This is a genomic window from Caballeronia sp. GAFFF1 (genome assembly GCF_023630705.1).
In the GTDB taxonomy this organism is placed as follows: Bacteria; Pseudomonadota; Gammaproteobacteria; order Burkholderiales; family Burkholderiaceae; genus Caballeronia.
The window spans coordinates 255,760-268,432 of record NZ_JALQEM010000041.1; the positions used below are offsets into that span (position 1 = coordinate 255,760).

The 12,673-nt window shown below is 65.2% G+C and carries 10 protein-coding genes; 4 read left to right on the forward strand and 6 right to left on the reverse strand.

What is annotated here, in order from left to right:
* Window positions 1-68: 68 nt before the first annotated feature.
* The 6 genes from NCR37_RS26510 to NCR37_RS26535 are packed head-to-tail and all read right to left on the reverse strand — an operon-like array spanning window position 69 to window position 6,555.
* Window positions 69-1,088 (reverse strand): ABC transporter substrate-binding protein, encoded by a 1,020-nt coding sequence (locus tag NCR37_RS26510; protein WP_175943364.1) that lies wholly within the window; start codon window positions 1,086-1,088, stop codon window positions 69-71.
* A 36-nt stretch (window positions 1,089-1,124) separates the two neighbouring features.
* Window positions 1,125-2,033: an SMP-30/gluconolactonase/LRE family protein gene (locus tag NCR37_RS26515; protein WP_250475776.1), complete on the reverse strand. Its 909-nt coding sequence runs from the start codon at window positions 2,031-2,033 to the stop codon at window positions 1,125-1,127.
* A gap of 37 nt (window positions 2,034-2,070) precedes the next feature.
* Window positions 2,071-3,057, reverse strand: coding sequence for an ABC transporter permease (locus tag NCR37_RS26520; protein WP_250475777.1), 987 nt, complete (start codon window positions 3,055-3,057; stop codon window positions 2,071-2,073).
* Complete coding sequence (locus tag NCR37_RS26525) at window positions 3,054-4,004, reverse strand: ABC transporter permease (protein WP_250475778.1); 951 nt, start codon at window positions 4,002-4,004, stop codon at window positions 3,054-3,056. The genes NCR37_RS26520 and NCR37_RS26525 overlap by 4 nt, the downstream gene beginning before the upstream one ends.
* Window positions 4,001-5,488 carry a sugar ABC transporter ATP-binding protein gene (locus NCR37_RS26530; RefSeq protein WP_250475779.1) on the reverse strand — a complete coding sequence of 496 codons (1,488 nt, stop codon included), beginning with the start codon at window positions 5,486-5,488 and terminating at the stop codon, window positions 4,001-4,003. The genes NCR37_RS26525 and NCR37_RS26530 overlap by 4 nt, the downstream gene beginning before the upstream one ends.
* A 32-nt stretch (window positions 5,489-5,520) precedes the next feature.
* Window positions 5,521-6,555 (reverse strand): substrate-binding domain-containing protein, encoded by a 1,035-nt coding sequence (locus tag NCR37_RS26535; RefSeq protein WP_206470401.1) that lies wholly within the window; start codon window positions 6,553-6,555, stop codon window positions 5,521-5,523.
* 404 nt (window positions 6,556-6,959) lie between these two features.
* Here NCR37_RS26535 and NCR37_RS26540 point away from each other — a divergent pair, with 404 nt between their 5' ends.
* From NCR37_RS26540 to NCR37_RS26555, 4 genes are all read left to right on the forward strand, one after another.
* Window positions 6,960-8,165 carry a sensor histidine kinase gene (locus NCR37_RS26540; RefSeq protein ID WP_250475780.1) on the forward strand — a complete coding sequence of 402 codons (1,206 nt, stop codon included), beginning with the start codon at window positions 6,960-6,962 and terminating at the stop codon, window positions 8,163-8,165.
* A 59-nt stretch (window positions 8,166-8,224) separates the two neighbouring features.
* Window positions 8,225-8,443, forward strand: coding sequence for a hypothetical protein (locus NCR37_RS26545; RefSeq protein ID WP_250475781.1), 219 nt, complete (start codon window positions 8,225-8,227; stop codon window positions 8,441-8,443).
* Window positions 8,444-8,536: 93 nt separating this feature from the next.
* Complete coding sequence (locus tag NCR37_RS26550) at window positions 8,537-10,954, forward strand: FdhF/YdeP family oxidoreductase (RefSeq protein ID WP_250475782.1); 2,418 nt, start codon at window positions 8,537-8,539, stop codon at window positions 10,952-10,954.
* A 231-nt stretch (window positions 10,955-11,185) separates the two neighbouring features.
* Complete coding sequence (locus tag NCR37_RS26555) at window positions 11,186-12,664, forward strand: methyl-accepting chemotaxis protein (RefSeq protein WP_350029100.1); 1,479 nt, start codon at window positions 11,186-11,188, stop codon at window positions 12,662-12,664.
* The last annotated feature ends 9 nt before the right edge of the window (window positions 12,665-12,673 follow it).

The following is a 12,673-nucleotide window of genomic DNA, read 5'->3' on the forward strand; positions in this document are numbered from 1 at the left end:
TTTCGACATCACCTGAGCGAGGACGCGCGTTAATGCACTTGCGCCCCTCGCTTTTCTAATGATTCACCCTACTTCTTCCCATCAACCACCGCGACCACTTCCTCGCGCGTGTACTCCTTGTTCGCCAGCGCGCCGGCCGGCGTCTTCGCGAGCACCGCATCGAGTTCCTCGGGCTTCACTTCCAGCACCGGCATGCGGATATCGTGCGGCACCTTCTTGCCCGCGAGAATCTGCTGCGTCACCCAGAACGCAAACGACGAAGCGCCCGGCGGAATCGTCACCGACATCGTCTCGTAGCCGCTCTTCTTCTGATCGGCCCACCACGCGAGCTCTTCCTGCCGGTTGCCCAGAATGATGATCGGCGTCGGCCGTCCCGCCGCCTTGATCGCCTGCGCCGCGCCATAGCCGTCGCCGCCCTGCGTGACGACGCCGTCGATCTTCGGCAAGGTCGGCAGAATGCCCGCCACCTGCTTTTGCGCGACGGTCTGCGTCCAGTCGCCGTGCACCGAGCCGACGATCTTCAGCCCCGGATACTTCTTCAGTTCATCGACGATACCCTGATGAATCTCGTCATCGACCGACACGCCGGCCAGCCCGCGAATTTCGAGCAGATTGCCCTTGCCGTTCAGGCGCTTGGCCAGATAATCCACCTGCATGCGACCCATGCCCTGAAAGTCCACAGCGATGCGATACGCGCACGGCTCGGTCGCGATGCCGTCGAACGAGACCACCGTCACGCCCGCGCCGCACGCCTGCTTGATGACGCCGTTGAGCGCCGTCGGCGACACGGCATCCACCGCAATCGCCTTGAAGCCCTGCAAAATAAGGTTTTGTATCTGCTGAACCTGCTCGGTGGCCTGGCTCTCGGCCGTCGTGTAGCTCGGCGCGGCCGCGACGATCTTCTGCTTCACGGCGGGGTCCGCCACGTTCGACCAGCTCTTGAGCATCTGCTGGCGCCAGCTGTTGCCCGCATAGTTGTTCGAAAGCGCGATCTTCATCGACGACGTGTCGCCCGTTGCCACCTGCGCCGACGCGCCCACCGATGCCGACGCCATGCACAGCGCCAACGCGAGTTTCCTGATCTTCATGCTTGTCTCCGGTTCTTGATTTGATGTATTGGCGTGTCAGCGTCCCGCGCCGCGCACGCCGACATGAAGCGAATAAATGGACGACGTAGCCGCGATAAACAGCCGGTTGCGATTGATGCCGCCGAAGGTCACATTCGCGACGACCTCCGGTATCAGAATCTTGCCGAGCAACGTGCCGTCGGGCGCGTAGCAGTGCACGCCGTCTTCCGCGCTCGTCCAGACGTTGCCGTGCTCGTCGAGGCGCATGCCGTCCGGCACGCCGCTTTGCATTTCGATGAACACGCGCCCGTTGCGCAATGCGCCTTCGCTCGACACGTCGAACACGCGAATATGACGCGGCGCATCGTCGTCGTGCGACGCAGCCGAGTCCGCGATATAGAGCCGCGATTCATCCGGCGAGAACGCGAGGCCGTTGGGCTTCACGAAGTCGTCGCAGACGAGCTGCACTTCGGTGCTCTGCGACGACACGCGGTACACGTTGCATCGCCCGATCTCGCTGTCCGCGCGATAGCCTTCGTAGTCGCTCAGAATGCCGTAGTCGGGATCGGTGAACCAGATGTCGCCCTTCGAATCGACGACGACATCGTTCGGTGAATTCAGCCGCTTTCCTTCGAAGTGCGAAGCAATCACGGTCACGCTGCCGTCGTGCTCCGTGCGCGTCACGCGCCGCGCGCCATGCTCGCATGTGACGAGCCGCCCTTCGCGGTCGCGCGTGTTGCCGTTGCTGTAGTTCGACGGCGCGCGAAAGACGCCCACGCCCATGCCGGGCGCCCAGCGCAGCATGCGGTTGTTCGGAATGTCGCTCCAGACGAGCAGGTCCGTGGCCGGGAAATACACCGGTCCCTCGGCCCACAGGCACTCGTCGGTCACGCGGCTCAAGAACGCGTTCGGCTGCAGCAGCAGCCTGAATCGCGGATCATGCACTTCGTAGTCGCTCGCTTTCATGTCTCCTCGTCCCTTCTATGGATCGAAAATGGTCGGATCAGCGCGCCGTCTTGCCGCCCGCCGCCACCGTCACCGCGATGATGAGCACGCCGTAGACGATCGCGCGCACGCCCGCGTCCGCGCCGACTGCGTTGAGCGCGGCGTTCGTCAGAAACAGGAACATGGACGCGCCCCACACGCCGGCAATCGTCGCCTTGCCGCCTGTCACGAGCGTGCCGCCGATCACGACGACCGCAATCGAGATGAGCATGTACTCGACGCCCATGTCGAGCGACGCGCCGCCCGACGTCGCCGCGAGCAAGAGCGCCGTGAGCGCCGCGATCATCGAGCAGAGCACGTACGCGATGCAGCGCGTCGGATGCACGTTCACGCCGGCGAGCCACGCGGCCCGCGCGTTTTGCCCGATGGCGGAAAGCCGGCGGCCATAGACCGCGCGATGCAGCAGCACCGCGAGCGCCACCGACAACGCGAGCGCGAGCAGCGCGATATACGGCACATTGAAGAGCCGGCCTGTCGCGAACGCGCCGAGCGCGGGCGGCGGCGGCGGAAGCTGGCGTCCCTGCGTGATGGCGATCGACTGAATGATGAAGCTCGACGACAGCGTCGCGATGATCGGCGGAATGCGCAGAAGGCGGATCAGCAGATAGTTCACGATGCCAATGGCCGCGCCTACGCCCAGCGCCGCCGCCACGCCGAGCAGAATCTGTCCGTTCGCGCCGCCCATCACGTGCATGCCGACCACGCCCGCGAGCGCGATGGTCGAAGGCACCGAGAGGTCGATGTTGCCCACGCCCGACGTAATGACGAGCATCTGCCCGAGACCGACGAGCACCATGAACACGCCGTAGGTGAGCGCGGTCTGCGCGACGTTGCTCGCAATGCCGAAGCCGAAGATGCCGACAATCGCGAACCACACAAGCACCGTGCCCGCGAAAGACCACGCCCACGGCGCCTGAAGGCTTCTAAGCCGCGTCCACGCGGTTTCGTTGTTGGCGATCGCCTCGCCCGATGTCTGCGTCTTCATTGCCGCTCCCCGCGTTGCAGCAGCACGCGCAACGACAGCACGATGATCAGGATCGCGCCCTGCATGCCGACCTGCCAGTCCGCCGAGATGTTGAGAAATGCCAGAAACGATGCCGCGAGCGTCAGCGTGATCGCGCCGAGCACCGCGCCGATGACCGACACGCGCCCGCCGACGAACTCGCCGCCGCCGAGAATCACCGCCGCGATGGAGAGCAGCGTGTAGCGCAGCGCGAGGTTGGCGTCGGCGGATGTCGTGAGGCCGAGCAGCGACAGCCCCGACAGCACGCCGAAAATGCCCGCAATGCCGTAGAGCGTCGCCTTGCTGCGCACGAGCGACCAGCCGAAGCGGCGCATCGCGCGCGGATTGCCGCCCGCGCCGCGAATGCGCACGCCGGCCGACGTGCGCATCAGCAGAAAATGCCCGATGACGGCGATCAGCACCGACCACACGATAGGCGCAGCGACGAAAGGAGTCTGATAGCCCATCGCGGTGCCGAGCCAGCCGGGGCTGGTGCCGCCCGGCGAAGGCAAGAGCACGATGGCAAGCCCGCTCCACACGAACGACAGCCCGAGGGTGACTACAATCGACGGAATCTGCCGCAGTTCGATCAACGCGCCGACGGCCGCATACGCGAGCACGCAGCCGACCAGCGCGAGCGTGCCGAGCCACGGTTGCTTGACCAGCAGCGTCGCGCCGATACAGGCGACCAGACTCACGAACGAGCCGATGGACAAGTCGAGATCGTTGACGGTGATGATCGCGAGTTGCGCGAGCGTCGCGAGCACGATCGGCACCGCGAGATTCAGGAGCAGGCTGGAGCCGAAGTAGCTCATCACCGCCGGTTGCATGATGAGAATCGGCACCAGCACCGCGACGAGCGAAATGGCGGGAAGCAGCGCGCGCAGACGCGCTTGCGTGCCCTGAAACGTCGTGCGTGCGGGGGTCATGCGGCCTGCTCCTCGAAACTCGCGGCGAGGAGCGCTTCTTCCGTGCATTCGTCGGCGTGCAGCACGCGCGTGACGGCCGCCGAGCGGAAGACGTACGTGCGGTCGCAGTGCGACAGCTCCTCGTTTTCTGTCGTGTACCAGATGAACGTGCGGCCCTTCGCGGCCTCGTCGTGAACGAGGCGGTAGATATCGCGCTTCGTGCCGACATCGACGCCGCGCGTGGGATCGTCCATCAGAATGAGTTGCGCATCCGATGCCAGCGCGCGGGCGAACAGCACCTTCTGCTGATTGCCGCCCGAGAGCGACAGAATGCCCGCGTTCATCGACGCCCCGCGTATGCCGATCTTCGTGCGCCATGCTTCGACGAGCGCGCGCGCCGCTGCGAGATCCACGAGACCGCGCTTCGCTTTCGCGCCGCCGAGCAGCCACCGCAAGTCGAGGTTCTCCGCGATCGACCAGACCGGGAACACGCCGTCGCGCCCGCGATCGCCCGCGACGAACGCCGCCTTCACGCGAGACGCGCCGCGTTTGGTCGCCGCTTCATAGATGGCGAGCAGCGCCTCGGTCTGGCCTTGCCCCGCGAGTCCCGCGAAGCCGACGATCTCGCCGCGCGATGCTTCGATCGCCGTATGCTTTTTCGCGCCGACGTGCCAGCGCAACGGCTTGTCGTCGCTGCGCGCGCTGCGCTCGCGTACGGCGGCCGGCGTCTTTTCCGCTTCGAGCTGCTGGCCCATCGCCTGAATGATCGACGCGCGGCTCGACTGCTCGCGCGGCAACACGCCGACGATGCCGCCGTCGCGCATCACCATCACGCGGTCCGCCACGCGCTCGATTTCGCCGAGCATGTGCGTGATGAGCAGACACGTGATGCCGTTTTGCGCCGCGCGCTGCACGAAGCCGAGCAGCTGATCGGCCGTGTGGGCATCGAGCGATGAAGTCGGTTCATCGAGAATCAGGAGACGTACCGGCGTATCCGTTACCGTAAAGCCGCGTGCGATCTCCACCATCTGCTTTTGCGTGAGCGTCAGGTCGGAGACGAGTTCATTGCCCTTCAGTCCGTTGCCCGGAAAGATTTCTTCGAGCTTCTCGCGCATGAGCGCGGTCGCCCGTCTCCGCCAGCCGCGCCCGCGCAATTGCGGATGAACGACCGTCATGTTCTCCGCGATCGTCAGATTCGGGCAGAGCGAGAGTTCCTGGAACACGCAGCGCACGCCGGCCTCGCGCGCGGCGTTCGCGTCGTAATGCGGCGCCTCGCGGCCGTCCACTTCGATGCGGCCTTGTGTAGGCGTGTACACGCCCGCGAGCACGGCCATGAGCGTCGATTTGCCCGCGCCGTTGTGTCCCGCGATGCCGATGCATTCGCCCCGCATGAACGCGAAGTCGACGTCCGCAAGCGCGCGCACCCGCCCGAAGGTCTTGCCGATACCTTCAAAGCGGATCAGCGCGCCCTGCGCCTCGTTGCTGCTGATGGCTGTTGCGCCCATTCACATGCCTCCATGCGTGGCGTCTGTCGTGCTTATTTCTTGTCGAGCAACGCCACGGTCTGCGGCAGCGTATACGTCACGTCGGCAAGGCCACCCGGCGGCGTCGCGGCGAGCTTGGCCGGCAGCTCCTGCTGCGAAATGGCGAGCAGCGGCACGTTGATGGTCACTTCCTTCGGGATCTTCTTGCCCGCGAGCACTTGCTGCGCGACCCAGAACGCGAACGACACCGCGCCCGGCGGATTCGACAGCGAACGCGACTGATAGCCCGTCTTCGTCTGCTCGCTCCACCACTGGAGTTCGGGATACGTGCTGCCGATGATCATCGGCGGCGCGGGGCGATTCGCGGCCTTGAACGCCTGCGCGATGCCGAACGACATCTCGCCTTCGGTGGCGACGCCGTCGACTTGCGGCAGTGTCGGCAGAATGCCGGCGACGGCTTTCTGCGCGACCGATTGCGTCCAGTCGCCGTTCACCGAGCCGACGAGCTTCATCCCCGGATGCTTCTTGAGCCCTTCGAGCACGCCTTCGTGCATCAGGTTGTCGACGGAGATGCCGGCCACGCCGCGCACTTCGAGGATGTTGCCCTTGCCGTTGAGGCGCGTCGCGAGATAGTCGACGCCCTGTTCCGCCCAGCCCTTGAAGTCGAAGTTCACGCGATACGCGCAGGGTTCGTCGACCACGCCGTCGAACGACACCACGACGACGCCCGCGGCGCATGCCTTCTTGATCGTGCCGTTGAGCGCGGTGGGCGAAACGGCGTCGATAACGATCGCGTTGTAGCCCTGAAGGATCAGGTTTTGCACCTGCTGCGCCTGTTCCGTCACCTGGTTTTCGGCGGTCGTGAAAGCGGGCGCGGCGGCGACCTTCTTGTCGGCGACGGCCTGCTGCGCGACGGCGTTCCAGCTCTTGAGCATTGACTGCCGCCACGCATTGCCCGCGAAGCTGTTGGACAGCGCTATCTTCTTTTGCGACGTATCGCCCGCGGCGACCTGTGCGTGGGCAGCGCCAGCGAGCGCGCAAACGGCGAGCGTGAGCGCGGCCTTGACCGGCATTCCTTTACGGAACATCTGTTCGTCTCCTTTCATTCTTCTTGTGGAGAGGCGCGACGCGACTCGGTCATCGGCACGCCCCTTCAGGCGCATTCGCACGTGGTGCGGATGCGTCTATTCAGTTCTGTTTGCTCGATTCGTCCTGCGGTCAGGCCAATCACGGTGGTCAGGCCACTGCGATCGCGGAGCCAGTATAGCGACTGGTGCTAGCGCGCGCAATTCGCTTACGTTACCGGTAACGGCCGCGTACGGGCGGCGCCGAACGGTCCCTTTCAACGGTCGGCGACGCGCGTTGGGCGCGGGCTCACGCCATCGACAGCCGCGCCGGGCCGGCGGGGGCGAAGGTGGTCATGCGCGAACGCAAGCGCCGGCCGCCGCCAGTCATTAGAATGGCTGAACCGCCAACCCACCCGTGAGCGCACATGAGCTTCGCGCGCAGAGCCACCTGGGCCGCCTGCATTGACAACCTCGCGTTCTCCGAGACTGAAACGGTGCCGGTGGCCGTGCTCGTCCGGCAGCGAAAAGCGCTGGCGAACATGCACGATGCATTCCAGGGCGAACGTTCGATCGCGCGGCTGCGGGACGCCGCGGTGCAGGCCGCCTCGGCCGGCTGCGCATCGCCGATGGCGAAGGTGCTCGAGCTTCAGCGCGCCGACAACACGCTCATATTGAAGGCGCAAGTCGGGATGGGCGCCGCGGCGGTCGGGCGCGAAGCCGGCACGGCGGACGCCGGCAATCCGCCCGGCGAGGCATTGATCTCGGCGCGGCCGGTCGTCATCGCCAATGTCCCCGCCGAACGCGGCGCGCGCGCCCCCGCGATCCTGCGCGAATACCGCGTCGTGACATCGGTGAGCCTGCCGCTCATTGGCGCGGAGGGACCGTATGGCATCCTCGAAGTGGATTACGACCAGCAGCACGAGGTCGACGCTTCTCACCTTTCGTTTCTCGCCTCGATTGCCGCGATCCTCGCGGAAGGCGTCGAGTCGCGACAACGGCACAACGAACTGGCCGAAGAGCGCGACACGAAGGTCACGCTCCTGCGCGAACAGCAGCATCGCATCCGCAACAATTTCCAGATGATTACCGCGCTTCTCGAACGGCGCGCGAGCGAGTGCGCGGACCCCGCGGTTCAGAAGGGGTATCGCGAAGTCGAGCGCCGCGTGTTCGCGATGGCATCGCTCTACGATCATCTGCTGGGCCTCGGCGAGCATCAGGATAGCGTCGATCTCGGCGCGTATCTGGAAAACATGTGCGCGAGTTTCGAAGACTTCTACGATCTCCCCGGCAATGACGTCTCGCTCGCGCTGGCGCTCCCGCGCGGCGCGGCGACGCTTCCCATCGACACCTGCGCGGCTGTCGGCACGGTCGTCAACGAACTGGTCGCCAACGCGGTCGAGCATGCATTCGTTGGCTGCGCCGGCGAGATTCGCGTGGCCATGCAGCGCATGGCGGCGGGCGTGGAGATCGAAGTGAGCGACAACGGCTGCGGCTATGCTCCCGGCGCAAGCGAGAGCACGGGCTTGAGCACGGTGCGACGCATCGTCGGCAGCTTCGGCGGCCAACTGAGAATGCAGTCGGCACAAGGCGGCGGCACGCGCTGGACGCTGACCGTGAACGCGCCTGACTGAACGTGCCCGTTGCGAGCCGCATTCGCGACCCAGGCAGACGGCTTGCTGCACGACAGGCGATGACCACTACCGAGGACAACGCCATGACCCTGCTCGCCCTGCCCCTGCTTCCCTCGCCCGTACCGGCTGTGTTGTGGATGTCGACGCCATCCGGCGCGCCATCCGACGAACCTGATGACGATCTCGACGACGTGCTCGACGAAACCGGCGCAGTAACGAACCGTAGCAACGGCAAGACCGGCACCAACACGGAAGCCGAGCCCGACCCGAAGTCCTGACGCCTGCCGGAGCGGTCGAGTGACTTCAACAAGCCTCACGCAGACCGGCATAAGCATTGCTGCCATCCGCAGGTCGGATAACGGAGAGCGGTAATGAGCAAGCGTGAAGTTCCGGGCGTTGGCCCGTATGGCGGACCGGCGGGTGGATGGGGCGCGTTGCAGGCCGTCGCGCGGGCGCTGAAGCAGCAAATGGGCGTCGCGCGGGAAGCAACGATGCTCCTCAAAGTCAATCAGCCCGCGGGCTTCGATTGTCCGGGCTGCGCGTGGCCGGACCCGCGCAGCACCTCGTCGTTCGAATTCTGCGAGAACGGCGCGAAGGCCGTCTCGTGGGAAGCCACCACCAAGCGCACGACGCCCGAATTCTTCGGACGCCACACCGTCAGCGAACTGTGGACGTGGAACGACTTCGCGCTGGAAGACGAAGGACGGCTCACGCATCCGATGCGCTACGACGCCGCGTCCGACCGATATCTGCCGATCTCGTGGGACGAGGCATTCGAGCGCATCGGCCAGTCGCTGCGGGCGCTGCCGGACCCGAACATGGCGGAGTTCTATACCTCGGGCCGCGCATCGAACGAAGCGGCGTTTCTGTATCAACTGTTCGCGCGGCGCTTCGGCACCAACAACTTCCCCGATTGCTCGAACATGTGCCACGAGCCGACGAGCGTCGGTTTGCCCGAGTCCATCGGCGTGGGCAAGGGAACCGTGACGCTCGCGGACTTCGATCATTGCGACGCGATCTTCTGCATCGGACACAACCCCGGCACCAACCATCCGCGCATGCTCGCGACGCTGCGCGCGGCCGCCCGGCGCGGGGCGAAGATCGTCGTGCTCAATCCGCTGCGCGAGCGCGGACTCGAGCGCTTCGCCTCGCCGCAGGACCCGGTCGAAATGGTGACGGGCCGCTCGACCGCCATCGCCACGGATTACATTCAGGTGCGGATCGGCGGCGATGTGGCGTTCCTCAAGGGCATGATGAAGACCGTGCTCGCGCTCGACCGTGAGAGCCAGGCGCAAGGCGGCGAAGGCGTGCTGGATCGCGCGTTCATCGACGAACACACGAGCGGCATCGACGAACTGATCGCCGACATCGACGCCACTTCGTGGGAACAGATTGTCGGCGCGTCGGGCGTCCAGCGCGAAGAGATCGAGCACATCGGCAAGCTGTATGCGAACGCGAAAGCGGTGATCGCGTGCTATGGCATGGGCATCACGCAGCATCACAGCGGCACGGCCAACGTGCAGCAGATCGTCAACCTGCTGCTTCTGCGCGGCAACATGGGCCGCGACGGCGCGGGCATCTGCCCCTTGCGCGGACATTCGAACGTGCAGGGCGATCGCACGGTCGGCATCACTGAAATACCGCATCAGGCGATGCTCGATTCGATCGGGCGCGTGTTCGGCTTCACGCCGCCGCGCGAACACGGTCACGGCGCCATCTCCGCCATCGAAGCGATGCGCGACGGCCGCGCGAAGGCGCTCATCGCGCTCGGTGGCAATCTGCCGGTGGCGATGTCGGACACCCCCGTCTGCTACGAGGCCATGCGCAAGCTCGACCTCGCCGTGCATATCGCGACGAAGCTGAACCGCTCGCACTTGCTCGTCGCGAAGGAAACCATTCTGCTGCCCTGCCTCGGCCGCACGGAACTGGATGTGCAGGAGAGCGGGCCGCAGTCCATCACTGTCGAAGATTCGATGTCGATGGTGCACGCGTCGCGCGGCTCGCTGCCGCCCGCGTCCGAGCATCTGCGCTCGGAACCGGCCATCGTCGCGGGCATCGCGAAGGCGACGCTCGACGATCCTTCGCTCGACTGGGACGGCTGGGTGGCGGACTACAACCGTATCCGCGATCTCATCGAGAAAGTGTTCCCGCAGTTCGAACGCTACAACGAGCGCATTCAGGACCCGGGCGGCTTCCGCCTTTTCAACGCCGCCGCCGCGCGCCGTTGGGACACGCCGGAGGGACGCGCGCGCTTTATCGCGCATAAGGGCGTGATGATGGACCCGCGCGTGGACCGCAGCGACGCGCTGATTCTCGCGACTATCCGCAGCCACGATCAGTACAACACGACGATCTACGGCTTCAACGACCGCTACCGCGGCATTACGGGTCGGCGCGACGTGGTGTTCGTCAACGAACGCGATCTCGAAGCGCGCGGGCTTCAGCACGGCGATATCGTGGATCTGGAGACGATCGAAAGCACGGTGAGCGTCGGCGGCTCGCGCCGTCTGTGCGGACTGACTGCGGTCGCGTTCGATATCGCGCCGGGTTCCATCGCCGCGTATTATCCGGAAGCCAATTGCCTCGTGTCGCTCTCGGACAACGATGCGCGCAGCGGCACCCCGGCGTACAAGTCGATTCCAGTGCTGCTCTCGCTGAGCCAGGGCGACTGTCAGGTGGGCGCCGACGCGCATACATGGCAGCACGGCGACGTCCCCAACGACAAGACCGGCGCCACCGTCGCGGCGGAAGAGCCGGAGCATCGGCGCGTGCGGAACACGCCGAACTGAGCGGATGTCCGGCTGCGGCAGGCGAAGGCGAGCCTGCCGCATTTTCCGCACGATGTCTCTATTTTTCGCAGGCTATCAAGTCGGCGCAGTCGTTTCCGTTATTACTGCCAGAGGCCGCTCGCCCCGCGCTGGCCGTAAGCGAACATCAACGAAACGACGACTCGCATGACTTTCTCTAGAAAACTCTGGCTGCCCCTGATTCTGAGCCTTGCGTGCCTGGCCGGAATCTCAGTGGCCGACGCATTCCGCATGCGCTCCGTACGCACCGAGCAAACCAAGCTCGACATCAAGCACGCGACGGAGGTCGCCAACAGCATCATCAAGGAGTTCGCGCAGCAAGCGGCGAGCGGCACGATCACGCAAGATCAGGCCAAACAGGGCGCGTTGAGCGCGATCCGCGACATTCGCTTCGGCGACAACGGCTATTTCAGCGTGTTCGACTCGCAGGCCAAAGTCCTGGTGCATCCGATGAAACCCGAATTCGTCGGCAAGACCATGATGGACTTTAAGGACCCGAACGGCGTCTATCTGTACCGCGAGATTATCGACGTGGGCAAGCGCGAGGGCGCAGGCTACACCTATTATTCGTTCGCCAAGCCCGGCAGCAACGAGATCCTGCCGAAGATGTCGTATGTCTCGATGTATCAGCCGTGGGACTGGCTCATCGTGACGGGCGTGTATATCGACGACATCAATGCGGCCTTCTACGCCTCGCTCGGCTGGAGCCTCGGCGTGCTCGCGGCGATCGCGGTGGTGCTGTGCGTGTTCGTGTCGCGGCTCAATCGCGGCATTCTCCGGTCGATGGGCGGCGAGCCGTCGTACGCGGCGGAAGTCGCCAACCAGATCGCGGACAACAACCTTACCGTCGATGTCGCGACTCGGGCGGACGACCGTTCCAGCCTCATGTATTCGATGGCGCGCATGCGTTCCCAACTGCTCACGGCGATCGAAAGCGTAAAGACGTCGGCCAACGCGATTGCGAGCGCGAGCCGCGAGATTGCGGTCGGCAACACGGATCTGTCGTCGCGCACGGAGCAGCAGGCGGCGTCGCTGGAGGAGACAGCGGCGAGCATGGAAGAACTGACCGCCGCCGTGAAGCACAACTCGGAGAATGCGCGGCAGGCGAGCGGACTAGCCGGCACCGCGCGGGAAGTCGCGAACGAAGGCACGACGATCGTCGGCGAAGTGGTCGGCACGATGGCCGAGATCGAGCACAGCTCGCACAAGATCGGCGAGATCATCGACATCATCGAAGGCATTGCGTTCCAGACCAACATCCTCGCGCTGAATGCGGCCGTCGAAGCGGCGCGCGCGGGCGAGCAAGGCCGCGGCTTCGCGGTGGTGGCGGGCGAAGTGCGCAGTCTCGCGCAACGGTCTTCGACGGCCTCGAAGGAGATTCGCGAACTGATCGAGGCGTCCAGTACACGCGTTCACGCGGGCACCCAACTCGTCGGCCGCGCCGGCGATACGATGACGAAGATCAGCGCGGCTATTCAGAAGGTGACCGACATCATGGACGAGATCGCGTCTGCATCGAACGAGCAGAGTCGCGGCATCGAACAGGTGAATCAGGCCATCAGCCAGATGGACGAAGTCACGCAGCAAAACGCAGCGCTGGTGGAACAGGCGGCTGCGGCGGCCGGATCGCTGCAGGATCAGGCGGAGCAGTTGAAGGCGACGATGGCCGTGTTCAGGACGGCTTCGGTCTGAACCGTTTGC